29 protein-coding genes are annotated in these 17,717 nt (G+C 56.0%); 2 read left to right on the forward strand and 27 right to left on the reverse strand.

Features of this window, described 5'->3' with window-relative positions:
* Positions 1-203: 203 nt before the first annotated feature.
* From CU102_RS08930 to rpsL, 27 genes are all read right to left on the reverse strand, one after another.
* Positions 204-854: an adenylate kinase gene (locus tag CU102_RS08930; protein WP_106710738.1), complete on the reverse strand. Its 651-nt coding sequence runs from the start codon at positions 852-854 to the stop codon at positions 204-206.
* Positions 851-2,191, reverse strand: a complete 1,341-nt coding sequence (gene secY, locus CU102_RS08935; protein WP_106710739.1) for a preprotein translocase subunit SecY — start codon at positions 2,189-2,191, stop codon at positions 851-853. Before secY ends, CU102_RS08930 begins: the two co-directional genes overlap by 4 nt.
* Before the next feature lie 129 nt (positions 2,192-2,320).
* Positions 2,321-2,797, reverse strand: coding sequence for a 50S ribosomal protein L15 (rplO, locus tag CU102_RS08940; protein ID WP_106710740.1), 477 nt, complete (start codon positions 2,795-2,797; stop codon positions 2,321-2,323).
* A gap of 17 nt (positions 2,798-2,814) precedes the next feature.
* The gene (gene rpmD / locus CU102_RS08945; protein WP_106710741.1) at positions 2,815-3,015 is read right to left on the reverse strand and encodes a 50S ribosomal protein L30; all 201 of its coding nucleotides are present in this window, start codon (positions 3,013-3,015) and stop codon (positions 2,815-2,817) included.
* 65 nt (positions 3,016-3,080) lie between these two features.
* Positions 3,081-3,644, reverse strand: a complete 564-nt coding sequence (gene rpsE / locus CU102_RS08950) for a 30S ribosomal protein S5 (RefSeq protein WP_106710742.1) — start codon at positions 3,642-3,644, stop codon at positions 3,081-3,083.
* Between the two features lie 55 nt (positions 3,645-3,699).
* A complete protein-coding gene (rplR, locus tag CU102_RS08955; protein ID WP_106710743.1) occupies positions 3,700-4,062 on the reverse strand; it encodes a 50S ribosomal protein L18 in 363 nt (120 codons plus the stop codon).
* Positions 4,063-4,074: 12 nt separating this feature from the next.
* A complete protein-coding gene (gene rplF / locus CU102_RS08960; protein ID WP_106710744.1) occupies positions 4,075-4,608 on the reverse strand; it encodes a 50S ribosomal protein L6 in 534 nt (177 codons plus the stop codon).
* Positions 4,609-4,633: 25 nt separating this feature from the next.
* Positions 4,634-5,032, reverse strand: a complete 399-nt coding sequence (rpsH, locus tag CU102_RS08965; protein ID WP_099999154.1) for a 30S ribosomal protein S8 — start codon at positions 5,030-5,032, stop codon at positions 4,634-4,636.
* Between the two features lie 12 nt (positions 5,033-5,044).
* Entirely contained in the window at positions 5,045-5,350 is a 306-nt protein-coding gene (gene rpsN, locus CU102_RS08970; RefSeq protein WP_106710745.1) for a 30S ribosomal protein S14, read from the reverse strand.
* A 25-nt stretch (positions 5,351-5,375) separates the two neighbouring features.
* Positions 5,376-5,933 carry a 50S ribosomal protein L5 gene (rplE, locus tag CU102_RS08975; RefSeq protein ID WP_106710746.1) on the reverse strand — a complete coding sequence of 186 codons (558 nt, stop codon included), beginning with the start codon at positions 5,931-5,933 and terminating at the stop codon, positions 5,376-5,378.
* Positions 5,926-6,240, reverse strand: coding sequence for a 50S ribosomal protein L24 (rplX, locus tag CU102_RS08980; RefSeq protein WP_027233171.1), 315 nt, complete (start codon positions 6,238-6,240; stop codon positions 5,926-5,928). Before rplX ends, rplE begins: the two co-directional genes overlap by 8 nt.
* Before the next feature lie 10 nt (positions 6,241-6,250).
* Entirely contained in the window at positions 6,251-6,619 is a 369-nt protein-coding gene (gene rplN, locus CU102_RS08985) for a 50S ribosomal protein L14 (RefSeq protein ID WP_008124924.1), read from the reverse strand.
* A gap of 79 nt (positions 6,620-6,698) precedes the next feature.
* A complete protein-coding gene (gene rpsQ / locus CU102_RS08990) occupies positions 6,699-6,941 on the reverse strand; it encodes a 30S ribosomal protein S17 (protein WP_106710747.1) in 243 nt (80 codons plus the stop codon).
* Between the two features lie 11 nt (positions 6,942-6,952).
* Positions 6,953-7,153: a 50S ribosomal protein L29 gene (gene rpmC, locus CU102_RS08995; RefSeq protein WP_027233168.1), complete on the reverse strand. Its 201-nt coding sequence runs from the start codon at positions 7,151-7,153 to the stop codon at positions 6,953-6,955.
* Positions 7,154-7,165: 12 nt separating this feature from the next.
* Positions 7,166-7,579, reverse strand: coding sequence for a 50S ribosomal protein L16 (gene rplP, locus CU102_RS09000; protein ID WP_106710748.1), 414 nt, complete (start codon positions 7,577-7,579; stop codon positions 7,166-7,168).
* A gap of 40 nt (positions 7,580-7,619) precedes the next feature.
* Positions 7,620-8,327: a 30S ribosomal protein S3 gene (gene rpsC / locus CU102_RS09005; protein WP_106710749.1), complete on the reverse strand. Its 708-nt coding sequence runs from the start codon at positions 8,325-8,327 to the stop codon at positions 7,620-7,622.
* The gene (gene rplV / locus CU102_RS09010; protein WP_106710750.1) at positions 8,327-8,716 is read right to left on the reverse strand and encodes a 50S ribosomal protein L22; all 390 of its coding nucleotides are present in this window, start codon (positions 8,714-8,716) and stop codon (positions 8,327-8,329) included. The genes rpsC and rplV overlap by 1 nt, the downstream gene beginning before the upstream one ends.
* 2 nt (positions 8,717-8,718) lie before the next feature.
* Complete coding sequence (gene rpsS / locus CU102_RS09015; RefSeq protein WP_008124912.1) at positions 8,719-8,997, reverse strand: 30S ribosomal protein S19; 279 nt, start codon at positions 8,995-8,997, stop codon at positions 8,719-8,721.
* A 15-nt stretch (positions 8,998-9,012) separates the two neighbouring features.
* Positions 9,013-9,846 carry a 50S ribosomal protein L2 gene (gene rplB / locus CU102_RS09020; RefSeq protein WP_106710751.1) on the reverse strand — a complete coding sequence of 278 codons (834 nt, stop codon included), beginning with the start codon at positions 9,844-9,846 and terminating at the stop codon, positions 9,013-9,015.
* 20 nt (positions 9,847-9,866) lie between these two features.
* The gene (locus CU102_RS09025; RefSeq protein WP_106710752.1) at positions 9,867-10,160 is read right to left on the reverse strand and encodes a 50S ribosomal protein L23; all 294 of its coding nucleotides are present in this window, start codon (positions 10,158-10,160) and stop codon (positions 9,867-9,869) included.
* A complete protein-coding gene (gene rplD / locus CU102_RS09030; RefSeq protein ID WP_106710753.1) occupies positions 10,157-10,777 on the reverse strand; it encodes a 50S ribosomal protein L4 in 621 nt (206 codons plus the stop codon). Before rplD ends, CU102_RS09025 begins: the two co-directional genes overlap by 4 nt.
* A complete protein-coding gene (gene rplC / locus CU102_RS09035; RefSeq protein WP_106710754.1) occupies positions 10,777-11,514 on the reverse strand; it encodes a 50S ribosomal protein L3 in 738 nt (245 codons plus the stop codon). The genes rplD and rplC overlap by 1 nt, the downstream gene beginning before the upstream one ends.
* Positions 11,515-11,539: 25 nt before the next feature.
* On the reverse strand, positions 11,540-11,848 hold the full coding sequence (gene rpsJ, locus CU102_RS09040) for a 30S ribosomal protein S10 (RefSeq protein WP_008124902.1): 309 nt from the start codon (positions 11,846-11,848) through the stop codon (positions 11,540-11,542).
* Positions 11,849-11,911: 63 nt separating this feature from the next.
* On the reverse strand, positions 11,912-13,087 hold the full coding sequence (tuf, locus tag CU102_RS09045; RefSeq protein WP_106710755.1) for an elongation factor Tu: 1,176 nt from the start codon (positions 13,085-13,087) through the stop codon (positions 11,912-11,914).
* 65 nt (positions 13,088-13,152) lie between these two features.
* Complete coding sequence (fusA, locus tag CU102_RS09050) at positions 13,153-15,240, reverse strand: elongation factor G (RefSeq protein WP_106710756.1); 2,088 nt, start codon at positions 15,238-15,240, stop codon at positions 13,153-13,155.
* Positions 15,241-15,273: 33 nt separating this feature from the next.
* Positions 15,274-15,744, reverse strand: coding sequence for a 30S ribosomal protein S7 (rpsG, locus tag CU102_RS09055; protein ID WP_105732683.1), 471 nt, complete (start codon positions 15,742-15,744; stop codon positions 15,274-15,276).
* Between the two features lie 59 nt (positions 15,745-15,803).
* Positions 15,804-16,175 carry a 30S ribosomal protein S12 gene (rpsL, locus tag CU102_RS09060; protein ID WP_008121760.1) on the reverse strand — a complete coding sequence of 124 codons (372 nt, stop codon included), beginning with the start codon at positions 16,173-16,175 and terminating at the stop codon, positions 15,804-15,806.
* A gap of 773 nt (positions 16,176-16,948) precedes the next feature.
* Between rpsL and CU102_RS09070 the strand changes: the two genes are divergently transcribed.
* Together CU102_RS09070 and CU102_RS09075 are read left to right on the forward strand one after the other, a co-directional pair.
* Entirely contained in the window at positions 16,949-17,221 is a 273-nt protein-coding gene (locus CU102_RS09070) for a hypothetical protein (protein ID WP_133624421.1), read from the forward strand.
* Positions 17,222-17,294: 73 nt separating this feature from the next.
* Positions 17,295-17,576, forward strand: coding sequence for a hypothetical protein (locus CU102_RS09075; protein WP_106710810.1), 282 nt, complete (start codon positions 17,295-17,297; stop codon positions 17,574-17,576).
* Positions 17,577-17,717 lie beyond the last annotated feature (141 nt).

Below are 17,717 nucleotides of genomic sequence, written 5' to 3' on the forward strand. Positions count from 1 at the left end.
CTCCTTGTTAACCGGCAGAGCTGGAGTGCCAACGCGGCAGCCAGATGACGGGATGAAAATTATATCCGGGACAAACACAAACGATCAGCCCCGAACCTGCTTTACCGGATCGGCGCCGACCGCTTCATAATCCAAGCGAATTTGCGCCGTACTTGAAGGAATCGCTGCGAAAAGTCAACTCCTTCGATGAAATTATGTCAGACTTATAAATCCGACAGAATTTTTTCGATCGAGGCCGTGACATCTTCCATGTCCGCGATACCATCGACCTTTTTGAGTTTGCCCTTGGCGTAGTAGTAGCCAATCAATGGCGAAGTCTGCTTGTAATACGCTTCAAGCCGCGTGCGGACCGTTTCCGCATTGTCATCCGGACGGCGCTTGAATTCCGTCGAACCGCACTTGTCGCATACACCCGCAACAAGCGGCTTCTTGTTCGTGTCGTGATAGCCGGTACCGCATTTCGCACATGAATAGCGGCCGGATATACGCTCAACCAGAACATTGTCGTCGACTTCGAGTTCGATCACGCAATCGAGATCGAGCCCCTTATCCGCCAGCATCGCCTCGACCGCATCAGCCTGAACCAATGTGCGCGGATAGCCGTCCAGGATGAAGCCCTTTGCTGCATCCGGCTGGTCGATGCGTTCCGAAACGATCGCATTGACGATCTCGTCAGAAACCAGATTGCCGGCATCCATCACAGCCTTGGCCTTCAGACCAACCTCTGTTCCGGCTTTCACGGCCTCACGCAACATGTCTCCCGTGGAGAGTTGCGGTATGCCAAGTTTGTCTACCAAGCGCTGAGACTGAGTTCCCTTACCTGCCCCCGGTGGTCCGAGAAGTATTAATCTCATCTGTTGCGTTTCCCCCCACGGAGCTTCGACTTCTTGATCAGCCCTTCATACTGATGCGCAATCAGGTGACCCTGAATCTGTGCAACAGTATCGAGCGTCACGCTCACGACAATCAACAGCGATGTACCGCCGAGATAGAAAGGAACACCAGCCCACGAGATGAGGAATTCAGGCAGCAAGCAGATGATAACGAGGTAAATCGCGCCAAGAACCGTCACACGTGTCAGGACGTAGTCGATGTATTCAGCCGTGCGTTCGCCGGGACGAATGCCAGGAATGAATCCGGAGTGCTTCTTGAGCTGATCAGCAGTGTCCTTCGGATTGAAGACAAGCGCCGTATAGAAGAACGCGAAGAAAACGATCATCGCGGCATAGAGAGCCATGTAGAGCGGCTGGCCGTGGCCGAGCGACGCCAGCACCGTCGTAGCCCAGGAAGGCATGTTATGGCTCTGTGCAAAACCGGCGATTGTTGCGGGCAGAAGCAGCAGCGACGAAGCAAAGATCGGCGGGATAACGCCCGCTGTGTTGAGCTTCAACGGCAGATGCGAAGTATCGCCCTGGAACATGCGGTTTCCGACTTGGCGCTTCGGATACTGGATCAGAAGGCGGCGCTGTGCACGTTCGACGAAGACGATGATGCCGATGACTGCAATCGTCAGAACGATGACCGCCAGGATGATGGGTGTCGACAAGGCACCGGTACGGCCAAGTTCCAGCGTGCCGGAAATGGCCTGCGGCAGGTTGGCGACGATGCCGGAGAAAATGATCAGCGAAATGCCGTTGCCAATGCCGCGCGCCGTAATCTGCTCGCCGAGCCACATCAGGAACATGGTACCGCCAACTAGCGTGATGACCGTCGAGAACAGGAAGAACGGGCCGGGATCGGTCACGATGCCCTGGCTGCCCTGAAGACCCACAGCGATCGCATAGGCCTGTACCGTTGCCAGAAGCACGGTGCCGTAGCGGGTATATTGATTGATGACCTTGCGGCCCTGCTCGCCATCCTTTTTCAGCTGCTCCAGCGCTGGAACGACGGAAGTCATCAGCTGCACGATAATCGAAGCAGAAATGTAAGGCATGATGCCGAGGGCAAAGATCGCCATGCGCTCGACTGCACCGCCAGCGAACATGTTGAACATGCCGAGGATGCCCTGCGCCTGGTTGTTGAAGGCTTGGGCGAAAGCGTCGAGATTAATGCCAGGCAGCGGGATATAGGTACCGAGCCGATAGACCAGCAATGCGCCAAGCGTAAACCAAATGCGCTTTTTAAGCTCTTCGGCTTTCGAGAAAGCAGAGAAATTGAGATTTGACGCGAGCTGTTCTGCGGCTGAAGCCATTATAGTCTCCGGTCTGTGCCCGTCAGGGCCCCGCCACCCGAAACGGGAATCGGCGGCTCTACCCAGATATGTGCCCTTGATAAAAGGTACAAGCGGCGATCATGGAGATCGCCGCTTGTATGATCAGAATTATTCTGCAGCTGCGGGAGCAGCTGGAAGCTTGACGGTACCACCGGCCTTTTCGATCTTTTCGATCGCCGCCTTGGACGCACCGGAAACTTCGATCGTTACCGCTGTCTTGATGTCACCATCGGCTAGCAGACGAACGCCATCCTTGGGGCGACGGATCACACCGGCAGCCTTCAGGGTCTCGATCGTTACCGAGGCCTTTGCATCGAGCTTCTTTGCATCGATAGCGGCCTGGATACGGCCAACCGACACAACGTTGAAGCTCTTGGAGAAGATGTTCGTGAAACCGCGCTTTGGCAAGCGGCGGTAAAGCGGCATCTGACCGCCTTCGAAACCGTTGATAGCAACGCCCGAACGCGACTTCTGACCCTTGACACCACGACCGGCAGTCTTGCCGGAGCCCGAACCAATACCACGGCCAACGCGCTTGCGTGCTTTGGTCGCGCCTGGATTTTCACTCAGATCATTGAGTTTCATTTGTTAAATCTCCGGTATCAAGCCTCGTCCACAACGCGGACGAGATGTTGAACCTTTGCAATCATGCCACGTACGGAAGGCGTATCTTCCAATGTACGGGTGCGATGCATCTTATTGAGGCCCAGGCCGATCAGCGTTGCGCGCTGTTCTGCCGGACGGCGGATAGGGCTACCGATCTGCTCGACAGTAACCGTCTTACCCTTCTTCTTCTCAACCATGACTTTGTCCTTTAGTCTACAGTCAGCGGAACCGAAGTCCCTGCCCTACTGCGCCAGCTCCTGGCCTATTCTTCCGAACCGACCACGTCGCGGCGGCGAGCCTGCAGTGTCGAATACTTGATACCGCGCTGAGCAGCGATGTCCTTCGGATGCATCTGATGCTTCAGGGCATCAAATGTCGCGCGAACCATGTTGTATGGGTTCGACGAACCGAGCGACTTGGCAACAACGTCCTGCACACCAAGCGTCTCGAAGACGGCGCGCATTGGACCACCCGCGATGATACCGGTACCAGCTGTGGCTGCACGAAGCAGAACCTTGCCGGCGCCATGACGGCCTTCAACATCGTGATGAAGGGTACGGCCCGAACGCAGCGGTACGAAGATCATTTCGCGCTTGGCGGATTCAGTTGCCTTACGGATAGCTTCCGGCACTTCGCGTGCCTTGCCATGACCAAAACCTACGCGGCCCTTCTGATCGCCGACAACGACGAGTGCAGCAAAGCCAAAACGCCGGCCGCCCTTGACGACCTTGGCGACACGGTTGATGTGAACGAGCTTGTCAACGAATTCGCTGTCACGTTCTTCACTGCGGCCGCGATCCTCGCGGCTTCTCTTTTCCTGTGCCATGCTCCTAATTCCTTTTTCTTTTCCGGTAGCACGAATGATGTTTTAAAGCGTTACCTTAGAAGCTGAGACCAGCTTCGCGGGCAGCCTCGGCAAGTGCCTTTACACGGCCGTGGTAAATGTAGGCGCCACGATCGAAGACGACTTCCTTGATGCCAGCCTTGACGGCGCGCTCTGCAACGAGCTTGCCGATGAGGGCTGCTGCATCCGAATCTGCACCGGTCTTCAGCTTGCCCTTGAGGTCAGCTTCGAGAGTGGATGCGGATGCAATCGTGTGTCCACGCGCATCATCGATGATCTGCGCGTAGATATTCTTTGAAGAACGGTGGACGCTGAGCCGCGGACGGTCACCGGCAACCGCCTTGAGCTGGCGGCGAACACGCGCAGCGCGACGCTGAATGATTTCTTTCGGCGATGCCATGACACGAATTCCTTACTTCTTCTTACCTTCTTTGCGAACGATCTTCTCGCCCGCATATTTCACGCCCTTGCCCTTGTAGGGTTCCGGACCACGATATTCGCGGATCTCAGCAGCGACCTGACCGACCTGCTGCTTGTCGATGCCGGTGACGACGATTTCCGTCGGCTTCGGGACAGCAACCGTGATGCCTTCCGGCACCTGGTAGATCACTTCATGGCTGAAGCCGAGCGACAGCTGCAGGTTCTTGCCCTGCATGGCTGCACGATAGCCGACGCCGCTGATTTCAAGACGCTTCTCGAAGCCGTCTTTTACACCCGTGAAGATGTTGACGACCATCGTGCGGCTCATGCCCCACTTCGAACGAGCGAGCTTGGAGTTGTCACGCGGATTAACGCTGACAGCGCCGTCTTCAAACTTGACCACAACGTCGTCATTGGCGACGAAGGAGAGTTCACCCTTCGGGCCTTTGGCCTTGATGGTCTGACCTTCCACGCTGGCTGTTACGCCCTGCGGGACCGCCACTGGTTTTTTACCGATACGAGACATTTTTCAAACCTTTCCAAGCCGGTACTTAGAATATACGGCAGAGCAATTCGCCGCCGACATTCTGTTCACGTGCCTCGTGGTCTGCCATCACGCCCTTCGGCGTCGACAGGATGGAAATACCAAGACCGTTCGCGACCTGCGGGATCGACTTGACCGATACGTAAACGCGGCGGCCGGGCTTCGAAATACGGGTAATCTCGCGAATTACCGGTACGTTTTCAAAATACTTCAGTTCAATTTCGATCTCGGACTTGCCGTTTTCGAAATCAACCTGGCTGTATCCGCGGATATAGCCTTCAGCCTGAAGAACATCCAGAACGCGAGCGCGAAGTTTGGAGGCTGGGGTCGAAACCTTGCCCTTCTTGCGCATCGTTGCGTTACGGATACGTGTCAGCATATCGCCGAGAGGATCTGTCATAGACATCTGTCTTCTCCCTTACCAGCTCGACTTCACGACGCCGGGCACCTGGCCGAGCGAACCCAGCTGGCGCAATGCGATACGCGACATTTTAAGCTTGCGGTAGAAACCGCGCGGACGGCCCGAGACTTCGCAACGGTTGCGAATACGAACCTTGGTGGAATTGCGTGGCAGCTCTGCCAGCTGGATGGTGGCGCGGAAGCGCTCGTCCAGCGGCAGCGACTGATTCATCACGATAGCCTTCAGGCGCGCGCGCTTTGCAGCGAAACGCTTCACCAGGAGACCACGGCGCTTGTTCTTTTCGACTGCGCTCGTCTTAGCCATTTCATATACCTCGCTACGCTTGCCGTTACTGGCGGAAGGGGAAGTTGAAGGCGCGCAGCAATGCGCGTGCTTCATCATCCGTCTTTGCAGTCGTACAAACGATGATGTCCATGCCCCAGATCTGATCAACCTTGTCGTAGTTGATTTCCGGAAACACAATGTGTTCCTTGATACCCATGGCGAAGTTGCCACGACCGTCAAAGCTCTTTGGGTTCAGACCGCGGAAATCTCGAACCCGCGGCAGCGCGATCGTGATCAGACGGTCAATGAATTCATACATGCGCTCTTTACGAAGGGTGACCTTCGTACCGATCGGCATATTCTCACGAACCTTGAAGGTAGCGATCGAATTGCGCGCACGCGTAATAACCGGCTTCTGTCCGGCAATCAATGCCAGATCTTCAGCTGCGACAGTTGGCTTCTTGGAGTCAGCAGTTGCTTCACCAACGCCCATGTTGAGAACAACTTTGGTGATGCGCGGGATCTGCATCTCGTTGTCATATTTGAACTGCTCGAGAAGAGCCTTACGTACCACTTCCTGGTACTGCTTCTTCAAGCGTGGTTCGATCTTTGCATCAGCCATCGATCAGATCTCCTGAACGCTTTGCTACACGTACCTTCTTGCCGTCTTCGAGGACCTTGAAGCCAACACGGGTCGGCTTGCCATCCTTGGGGTCGGCGATCGCGAGGTTCGACAGATGGAGCGGCGCTTCTTTCGAAATGATGCCGGCTTCCTGATTCTGTGTCTGCTTCTGGTGACGCTTGACAACATTAACGCCGCGAACGAGCGCCTGCTCGTCCTTCGGCAAAACTTTGATTACTTCGCCGGTACGGCCCTTGTCCTTACCAGCCAGAACGACAACGCGGTCGCCTTTACGGATCTTCTGCATCGTCAGCTCCTTACAAAACTTCTGGAGCCAGCGAGATGATCTTCATGTGGCTCTTTGCGCGGAGTTCGCGCGGAACCGGTCCGAAGATACGTGTGCCGATAGGCTCTTTCTTATTGTCGATCAAAACGGCGGCGTTCTTGTCGAAACGAATAACGCTCCCGTCCGCGCGACGGATGTCCTTGGCAGTGCGAACAACCACTGCCTTCATCACGTCACCTTTTTTCACACGGCCGCGCGGAATTGCTTCCTTGATCGAAACGACAATGATGTCGCCGACCGAAGCATATTTCCGCTTCGAACCGCCCAGCACCTTGATGCACATGACACGACGTGCGCCGGAATTATCCGCCACGTCGAGGTTTGTTTGCATCTGAATCATGACTAGCCGCCTTCTTCTTGTTCAACCGGACTGGGCTTTCCTTGCCCCTCGCGATTGCTGCGTACTTACCTACAGATTATTAACTCGCCGGGGCGTCTATAACGACAACCCAACGCTTGTCTTTCGAAATCGGCTTCGATTCCTGGATGGAAACGGCGTCGCCGACCTTGAACTGGTTATTCTCATCATGCGCCTTGTACTTCTTGGACTGGCGCACAGTCTTCTGGAGGAGCGGATGCGAATAGCGCCGCTCGACCTTGACCACAACGGTCTTGTCGTTTTTGTCGCTCACGACAACGCCCTGCAGAATGCGTTTAGGCATGGTTTTCTTCCTTAAGCCTTGCTCTCGACCGCTTTTTGGCGGGCGACAGTCTTGATGCGCGCAATATCACGGCGGATCTGCCGGACGCGAGCGGTTTTTTCCAACTGGCCGGTTGCCTTCTGGAAGCGCAGGTTGAACTGCTCTTTCTTCAGGGAACCCAATTCTTCATTCAACTGATCGAGGCTCATCGCCCGGACTTCTGCGGATTTCATAACATCCACCCCTTATTCTGCGATGCGCTGAATAAAGCGCGTCCTGACCGAAAGTTTCGCAGCTCCAAGGCGAAGCGCCTCACGAGCGATTTCTTCCGAAACGCCGTCGAGCTCGAACATGATGCGGCCTGGCGCGACGCGGGAAGCCCAGTAATCAACCGAACCCTTACCTTTACCCATACGGACTTCGGTAGGCTTCGATGTTACCGGCACATCCGGGAAAATCCGGATCCACACACGACCGGCACGTTTCATGTGACGGGTAATTGCACGGCGAGCGGCTTCGATCTCACGCGCCGTAACGCGGTTCGGCTCGAGGGCCTTCAGGCCGAAAGCACCAAAATTAAGATCCGTACCGCCCTTCGACGCGCCGCTGATACGGCCCTTGAACTGCTTGCGGAACTTTGTGCGCTTAGGCTGCAGCATTGTTCTCTACTCCAAAATTCACGATCCGGAAAGACGCTTTTTAAGCGTTTTCGCGGCGACGGTTCGAACCCTGATGGCTATCGCCTTCAACAGCACGACGCTCGGAAGCCATTGGATCATGCTCAAGGATTTCGCCCTTGAAGACCCAGACCTTGACGCCGCAAATGCCGTAAGCGGTTTGTGCTTCAGCAGTTCCGTAATCGATATCGGCACGAAGGGTATGCAGAGGCACGCGGCCTTCACGGTACCATTCCATACGCGCAATTTCCGCACCGCCGAGACGGCCCGAGCAATTGATACGAATGCCTTCTGCACCAAGACGCATGGCCGACTGAACGGCGCGCTTCATGGCACGGCGGAATGCAACACGGCGTTCCAGCTGCTGAGCAATCGACTGAGCAACCAGGGTCGCGTCCGTTTCCGGCTTGCGGACTTCAACGATATTGAGTGCAGCATCGGCATTCGTCATTTCTGACAGCTTGCGACGCAGCTTCTCGATATCGGCGCCCTTCTTGCCGATGATCAGACCCGGACGAGCAGCATGGATCGTTACGCGGCACTTCTTGTGCGGACGCTCGATCACCACCTTGGAGATGGCGGCCTGCTTCAGTTCGTCCATCAGATACTTGCGGATCTTCAGGTCTTCATGCAGCAGCTTGCCGTATTCACCTGTGTTCGCGTACCAACGCGAGTCCCAGGTCCGATTGATGCCGAGGCGGAAGCCAATCGGATTAATCTTCTGGCCCATTATGCGGCCTCCCCTTTTTCCTGACCTTCGCGAACAACGATCGTCAGATGCGAGAATGGCTTCTCGATCCGGCTTGCACGACCGCGGCCACGAACATGGAAACGCTTCATCACGACTGACTTGCCTACGTAGGCTTCAGCAACAACCAGAGCATCAACATCCAGGTCGTGGTTGTTTTCTGCGTTGGCGATAGCTGATTCGAGAGTCTTTTTCACCGTGCCTGCAATCCGCTTGCGCGAAAATTCCAGGTCGGCAAGAGCGGCGTTGACCTTCTTGCCACGGATCATCGCAGCCACCAGATTTAGCTTCTGAGGGCTGATGCGGAGCGTGCGGGCAACGGCTTTCGCCTCGTTGTCCTTAAGCTGGCGCGGAGCCTTAGCCTTGCCCATCGTTATTTCCTCTTCGCCTTCTTGTCCGCGCCGTGCCCGTAATAGGTACGCGTCGGAGCGAATTCACCAAACTTGTGTCCGATCATCTCTTCGTTGACCGAAACAGGAACGTGCTTGTTACCGTTGTACACCCCGAAGGTCAGACCGACGAACTGCGGCAGGATCGTGGAGCGGCGGCTCCAGATCTTGATAACTTCACTGCGACCGCCCTCACGTACCTTCTCAGCCTTCTTGAGAAGATAGCCATCGATGAACGGGCCTTTCCAAACTGAACGAGCCATTTCAGACTACCTCTCTTACTTCTTGCGCTGATGACGCGAACGAGCGATGAACTTGTCCGTCGACTTGTTGGAGCGCGTCTTCTTGCCCTTCGTGGGCTTGCCCCACGGAGAAACCGGATGACGTCCACCTGACGTACGGCCTTCACCACCACCATGGGGGTGATCAACCGGGTTCATGGCAACGCCGCGAACATGCGGGCGCTTGCCGAGCCAGCGGCTGCGACCTGCCTTGCCAAGGCTGATATTGCCATGGTCAGGGTTGGATACTGCACCGACCGTGGCAAAGCACGAACCGTGGACGAGGCGCTGTTCACCTGAATTCAGGCGAAGGATTGCCATGCCCTGGTCGCGGCCGACGAGCTGCGCATAGGTACCGGCGGAGCGAGCGATCTGACCGCCCTTGCCCGGCTTCATCTCCACATTGTGGATGATGGTGCCGACCGGGATCGAAGCCAATGGCATCGCATTGCCCGGCTTCACGTCTGTCTGCGCGCCAGCAATGACGCTGTCGCCAACGGCCAGACGCTGCGGAGCCAGGATGTAGCTCAGTTCGCCATCTTCGTAGCGGATGAGCGCAATGAATGCGGTCCGGTTCGGATCGTATTCAAGGCGTTCAACCTTGGCAGCAACATCGTGCTTGCGACGCTTGAAGTCGACGAAGCGGTATGTGCGCTTGTGTCCGCCACCCTGGTAGCGTGCAGTCACGCGACCGGAGTTGTTGCGACCACCCTTCGATGTCAGACCTTCGGTCAGAGCCTTGACAGGCTTGCCCTTGTAAAGCTCCGAACGGTCCACAATCACCAGCTGACGCTGGCTTGGTGTGGTTGGATTATAACTTTTGAGTGCCATTGTCTTTACTCCACGGCCCCTCAGAGACCAGTCGAAACATCGATCGACTGCCCTTCGGCGAGCGTCACGACTGCTTTCTTGACATCACTCTGGCGCCCGACGATGCCGCGGAACCGCTTCACCTTGCCTTTGCGCACAGCTGTATTGACTGCCGTAACCTTCACGCGGAACAGCGCTTCGACTGCGGCCTTGATTTCCGGTTTCGTTGCCTTCTTGGCTACGTTGAAGACAACCTGGTTGTTTTCAGAAACCAGAGTCGACTTTTCCGTAATGACCGGGCTGACGATCACGTCGTAGTGGCGAAGATCAGTCATTTGAAACGCTCCTCGAGAGCTTCAACTGCTGCCTTGGAAAGCACAAGCTTGCCACGACGCAGAATGTCGTAAACATTGATGCCCTGGATCGGCAGAACATCGATGTTCGGGATGTTCGAAGCAGCGCGACGGAAATTCGCATCGATCTCGGCACCGCCGATGAGAAGCGCATTTTCGAGGCCAAGCTTGGCGAACTGCGAAACAAGAATCTTCGTCTTCGCTTCGGCAGCGGCCAGATCATCGATGATGATTAGGTCGGAAGCCTTGACCTTTGCCGACAGGGCATGACGAAGCGCAAGGGCACGAACCTTCTTCGGAAGGTCATGCTCGTGGCTGTGAACAACCGGACCATGAGCCTTGCCGCCGCCGCGGAACTGCGGTGCACGTGCCGAATGGTGACGGGCGCGGCCCGTACCCTTCTGCTTGTACATCTTGGCGCCGGTGCGTGCGATTTCCGAACGGCCCTTTGCCTTGTGCGTTCCCTGCTGCTTGCGGGCAAGCTGGTAACGGACCATGCGCTGAAGGATATCGTCGCGCGGCTCAAGACCGAAAATCTCCTCGGAGAGTTTCACCTTGCCGGCGTCCTTGCCTTCAAGTGTTGTAATCGAAAGGTCCATTATTCGGCTCCCTCAGTTGTCTGCGCCACTTCTGCATCAGACACAGCGGCTGTACCGTTAGCTGCCTGGCGGAGACCGGCTGGCTTGGGAGCATGGTCCGGCAGCGCTACCTTGACGGCATCGCGTACGAGGATCCATGCACCCTTGGAACCAGGAACTGCACCACGAACCAGAATGAGGCCACGATCGAGGTCAGTCGAAACGACTTCGATGTTCTGTGTCGTCACACGGGTCTGACCCATGTGACCGGCCATCTTCTTGCCCTTGAACACCTTACCCGGATCCTGACGCTGACCGGTCGAACCGTGAGCGCGGTGGGTAACCGAGTTACCGTGCGAAGCGCGGTGACCGCCGAAGTTGTGGCGCTTCATCGAACCGGCAAAACCCTTACCGATTGAAGTACCAGTCACATCGACCTTCTGGCCGGCAACGTAATGTTCGGCAGTGATCTCAACACCGACATCAAGAAGATTGTCGGCAGAGACGCGGAATTCCGCCACTTTCGCCTTTGGCTCAACGGAAGCCGTCGCGAAATGACCGCGCAAGCCCTTCGTTGTATTCTTTACCTTGGCCAGACCAACACCGAGCTGAACGGCAGTGTAGCCATTCTTCTCGACTGTACGCTGAGCCACAACCTGACAATTCTCCATCCGGAGTACTGTCACCGGCACATGCTCACCTGCGTCGTTGTAGACGCGAGTCATGCCCAGCTTCTGTGCAATTACACCTGAACGCATCGGTTCGTCCTTCCGTCCTCAAGCCTTACAGCTTGATCTCGACATCAACACCAGCGGAAAGATCGAGCTTCATCAGCGCGTCTACAGTCTGCGGAGTTGGGTCTACGATATCGAGAAGACGCTTATGTGTGCGCATCTCGAACTGTTCGCGGCTCTTCTTGTCGATGTGCGGCGACCGGTTGACAGTGAACTTCTCGATCCGTGTAGGAAGCGGGATCGGTCCGCGCACGTTGGCACCGGTACGCTTGGCAGTCGACACGATTTCCCGCGTCGAATCGTCAAGGATCCGATGATCAAACGCCTTGAGGCGAATGCGGATGTTTTGACCGTTCATTTCATCTTTTCCTTGTTTAGCGGAGACGCCGTATAACAGGCGCCTCTGCATAAAACCTTAATTTTACTCAATGATCGACGATACGATGCCGGCACCGACGGTGCGGCCACCTTCACGGATAGCGAAGCGCAGCTTCTCTTCCATCGCGATCGGCACGATCAGCGTCACATCAACTGCGATGTTGTCGCCGGGCATGACCATTTCCGTGCCTTCCGGCAGCGTCACAACACCCGTCACGTCGGTCGTGCGGAAGTAGAACTGCGGACGGTAGTTGGAGAAGAATGGCGTGTGACGGCCACCTTCATCCTTCGTCAGGATATAGGCTTCTGCCTTGAACTTGGTGTGCGGCTTGACCGAACCGGGCTTGGCAAGGATCTGGCCGCGCTCGACGTCTTCACGGCCAACGCCGCGGATCAGCGCACCGATGTTGTCGCCAGCCTGGCCCTGGTCCAAGAGCTTGCGGAACATTTCAACGCCGGTCACCGTCGTCTTCGTCGTCGGCTTGATGCCGATGATCTCGACTTCTTCACCAACCTTGACGATCCCGCGCTCAACGCGGCCCGTCACAACCGTACCACGGCCGGAGATCGAGAATACGTCTTCGATCGGCATCAGGAACGGCTGGTCGATCGGACGCTCTGGCGTCGGAATGTACTTGTCGACTTCCGCCATCAGCGCACGAACAGCGTCTTCGCCGATTTCCTTGTTGGAATCTTCCAGCGCAGCCAAAGCCGAACCCTTGACGATCGGAATGTCGTCGCCCGGGAAATCGTACTTCGACAGAAGCTCGCGCACTTCCAATTCAACCAGCTCGAGAAGCTCGGCATCGTCAACCTGGTCAACCTTATTCAGGAACACGACGATCGCCGGAACGCCAACCTGACGGGCAAGCAGGATGTGCTCGCGGGTCTGCGGCATCGGGCCGTCGGCAGCCGAGACAACCAGGATCGCGCCGTCCATCTGCGCTGCACCGGTGATCATGTTCTTCACATAGTCGGCGTGGCCGGGGCAATCGACGTGCGCATAGTGACGCGCTGGCGTCTCATACTCAACGTGTGCCGTCGAGATCGTGATGCCGCGCGCCTTTTCTTCCGGTGCCGCGTCGATCTGGTCGTACGCCTTGTACTCGCCAAAATACTTCGTAATCGCTGCCGTCAACGACGTCTTGCCATGGTCAACGTGACCAATCGTGCCAATGTTGACGTGCGGCTTGTTACGTTCAAACTTGCTCTTAGCCATCTGAGCTCTCCGTTATTATGTTCGCCTGCTCAGGCTCAACTCAACTGTCACGCGCAACCTTATGGTTACGCAAACTTCTTCTGAATTTCCTGTGCGACTGCTGTCGGAACAGGTTCGTAGTGATCGAACTGCATGGTGTACTGTGCACGACCCTGGCTCATCGAACGCAGGTTGCTCACATAGCCAAACATGTTGGCCAGCGGCACGTTTGCATTGACGACAGTCGCAATACCACGAGCTTCCGTGCCCGAAATCTGACCACGACGTGAGTTCAGATCGCCGATCACGTCACCGACGTAATCTTCAGGGGTTACAACCTCGACCTTCATGATCGGCTCGAGCAGCTGGGCACCGGCCTTCTGCGCACCTTCGCGGAATGCAGCGCGAGCCGCGATTTCGAAGGCGAGAACCGAGGAGTCGACATCGTGGTAGGCACCGTCGATCAGCGTGGCTTTCACGCCGAGCATCGGGAAGCCAGCGAGCGGACCCGCACCCATGACGCTCAAGATACCCTTTTCAACGCCAGGGATGTATTCCTTCGGAATGGCACCGCCAACAATCTTCGATTCGAAGATGAACTCGTCGCCGTCATGCGGCTCGAAGATGACCTTGATGCGGGCGAACTGACCCGAACCACCGGACTGCTTCTTGTGCGTGTAGTCGATTTCAGCCTTGCGGGTGATCGATTCACGATAGGCAACCTGCGGGTTACCGACATTCGCCTCGACCTTGAACTCGCGGCGCATACGGTCAACCAGAATGTCGAGATGGAGCTCGCCCATGCCGGAAATGATCGTCTGGCCGGATTCTTCATCCGACTTGACGCGGAAAGAAGGATCTTCAGCAGCAAGGCGATTAAGCGCGAGGCCCATCTTTTCCTGGTCAGCCTTGGTCTTCGGCTCGATCGCAATCGAGATAACTGGCTCCGGGAACACCATGCGTTCCAGGATAACCGGCTTCAACGGATCGCAGAGCGTGTCACCCGTTGTGGTTTCCTTGAGGCCTGCCAGGGCAACGATGTCACCGGCAAATGCTTCTTCGATGTCTTCACGTGAGTTGGAATGCATCTGCAGCATGCGGCCGATACGTTCGCGCTTCAGCTTGACCGTGTTGTCGAGCGAGATGCCCTTGGTCAGCTTGCCCGAATAGATGCGGCAGAATGTCAGCGAACCAACAAACGGATCGTTCATGATCTTGAATGCAAGCATTGACAAAGGTTCTTCGTCAGAAGACTTGCGAACTGTTTCCGCATCGGTCTTGGGATCAATACCCTTGATCGCAGGAACATCGACCGGCGAAGGCAGGTATTCAACAACACCGTCGAGAAGCGGCTGCACGCCCTTGTTCTTGAAGGCCGAGCCGCAGAACACTGGGTGGAATTCCACGCGGCAGGTGCCGATACGGATCAACTGGCGCAGCTTCTCATTGTCGGGCATGTTGCCTTCGAGATAGGCTTCCATGGCAGCTTCCTCGACCTCAACAGCGGTCTCGATCAGCTTTTCACGGAACTCTTCGGCACGGTCCTTCAGGTCAGCGGGGATCTCAACGACATCCCACTGGGCGCCGAGCTGTTCGTCGCGCCAGACCAAGGCCTTCATCTCGATCAGGTCGATAACGCCCTTGAATTCGTTCTCAGCACCGATCGGCAGCTGCATGACGAGCGCCTTGGCACCGAGACGGGACTTGACCATGTCGACGCAGCGATAGAAATCAGCGCCGGTCTTGTCCATCTTGTTGACGAAGATCATGCGCGGGACATGATACTTCTCAGCCTGACGCCAGACGGTTTCAGTCTGCGGCTCAACACCGGCATTGGCATCGAGCAGTGCAATTGCACCGTCGAGAACGCGCAGCGAACGCTCTACTTCAATCGTGAAGTCGACGTGGCCAGGCGTATCGATGATGTTGAAACGGCGCATCTTGCCGTCACGGCCCTTCCAGAACGTGGTGGTCGCAGCGGAAGTGATCGTGATGCCACGCTCCTGCTCCTGCTCCATCCAGTCCATGGTAGCGGCGCCGTCGTGGACTTCACCGATCTTGTGCGACTTACCGGTGTAGTAAAGGATACGCTCGGTGGTCGTGGTCTTGCCGGCGTCGATGTGCGCCATGATACCGAAATTACGGTAGTCTTCGATTTTATATTCGCGGGCCATGATAGGATGCCTTCAAGAATAGGGTTTCGACGATTACCAGCGGTAATGCGAGAATGCGCGGTTGGCTTCTGCCATGCGATGCGTGTCTTCACGCTTCTTCACAGCCGAGCCACGGTTGTTCGCTGCATCTAGGAGTTCACCGGACAGGCGATCGATCATTGTCGTCTCGTTGCGGCCACGGGCTGCATTGATGAGCCAACGGATGGCAAGAGCCTGACGGCGCTCCGGACGAACGTCGACTGGAACCTGGTACGTTGCACCACCAACGCGGCGCGAACGCACTTCGACGTGCGGTGCTACGTTGTCGAGAGCCTGGTGGAACAGGGCAACCGGCTCCTGCTTGCTCTTGGCTTCAACGGACTCAAGCGCACCGTACACGATACGCTCAGCAATCGACTTCTTGCCATGATGCATGACTGCATTCATGAACTTGGTCAGAACAAGATCACCGAATTTCGGATCCGGGTTGATCTCACGCTTTTCTGCACTATGGCGTCTGGACATATTCTCTGTCTCTTCGCTTCGTCGGGCTGGCCATTCAATGACTCAGCACCGGATAAATCTTACTTCGGACGCTTCGCACCGTACTTCGAACGGCGCTGCTTGCGGTTCTTGACGCCCTGGGTATCCAGAACACCACGGATGATGTGGTAACGAACACCCGGCAAATCCTTTACACGGCCGCCGCGGATCATCACGACAGAGTGCTCCTGAAGGTTATGCCCCTCACCCGGAATATATCCGATGACTTCAAATCCGTTCGTCAGACGCACCTTGGCGACCTTACGCAGAGCCGAGTTCGGCTTCTTCGGGGTCGTCGTATAGACGCGAGTGCAAACGCCGCGCTTCTGCGGGTTTTCCTGCAGAGCAGGTACTTTATTGCGCTTTACCGGCGCAGTGCGCGGCTTGCGGATCAGCTGGTTTACGGTAGGCATTCAACCTTCCCTCTTTCAACAATGCGGTCGAAGCGCAAGCGCTTCAGCACAAATCTCGTATCTTCGCCCGTCAGGGCCGTTTCAGCGCCATGCTCATGCACGAATTCGGGCAAAAAAACCACCGCGAGGTGGCTTGCCCGAATAAAAGCAGAGGAAGCCCTATTGGCTTCATGCGAGCGGCAAATTGCATTTCGATCGTAAAACGAACCCTGTTTGAGATGAACTCCAGAGCGCGTCGCTCCGAAAGGGCCAATCTCACATCGGCTCAGATGGGCTGCTGATACTGTGTCGCCGGGCTCTCGTCAAGCCTGAACCCTAAATATTATTAAGGATTGCAGCGTTTAAAGGCGCATTGCGGCCTGAATGAAAGATAGTTTCGCGGGGAAGGCACGAATTCAAGCAAAATTTCAAATCTTGCACAGGGATTTACCGCACCATCGACTCGAAAGTCGCAGTGAGTCGACTCGGCTACCAATTAAACGGAAGCACTACCCCTACATAGCATCAGCTGAACGGCATTGCGGTCAAACGCAAAGGCCGCCCCAACAATCGAGCGCATCAACCATGGACGTGCTCTGGAATCGTGTTACGCCAGACGGCGTGCCTATGAATGGCATATTATCATCGTCGCCAATAACTCTGGCGAAAGGCTGGATATTGAATTGCATTGATAGCCTCGCCCAACGGCATCCATTCGTTTCATTTCAAGATTGAAATGGCGGACAAAAAAGCAAGGCGGTGCACCCAGTTGTATGCACCGCAGGCAGCAGTTTTTGTTTCTCCTGTTGCTCATTGCAACAATCACCATAGTCAGTGCGGCGATGTCCGCTACGCCAATTCTGTTCGCATTGGCGATTGATCGATTGGCTGCTGGGGGATCGCCCGAGACCGGCGTCACCCTCGTCCTGGCGCTCATTGCGCCGGACAATCTCGTTCTCCATATATTCGGTCCATCCAGCGTACTTTTCGGCACCCATGCTGATCTGTTGAAATCGCCCGAGTATTCCGCTTTCGTGAGTGGCGTCGCTGGACTGGACACTGCATAAGGTCGTAATGCCGGAACAACTCGCCTCGGCAACGCCCCGCGACACTTCGGATCTTCACATCGGGAATCAGTCCATGTCATCAGCACCACTTGAGCCAAAGCCAGTTCATCTGATTGTCGCCGACGTCTGGAAGGACAAGGACGACGAGCCGCGCCAGGTTCACCTGCTGCTGATGAGCGACGATACCGACAATCTCGTCAACATCGCTTTGCAGATCCTCGCCAATGAAGGCTACGACGAAGCGGAGCTTCTCGAGATCGGGACCCTGACCGAAGAGCCGGAAGAAGAGCCGCATCTCTCTGCCTACAAGAACGCCCTCACCGGCCAGGCTGCGCTCATCGAGTTCAACGAATAGTCATCCGTCAACGCAGCGGACACCATTCCGGCAAATCCGCGTGCGTTTCGTACGCCTTCATACAATATTGATACAAGAACCGGCGAATACCACACACGAATTGGCGAATTCGGTACAGGATTCTCCATCTGGAATGGCAAT

The organism is Phyllobacterium brassicacearum (genome assembly GCF_003010955.1).
Lineage (GTDB): Bacteria > Pseudomonadota > Alphaproteobacteria > Rhizobiales > Rhizobiaceae > Phyllobacterium > Phyllobacterium brassicacearum.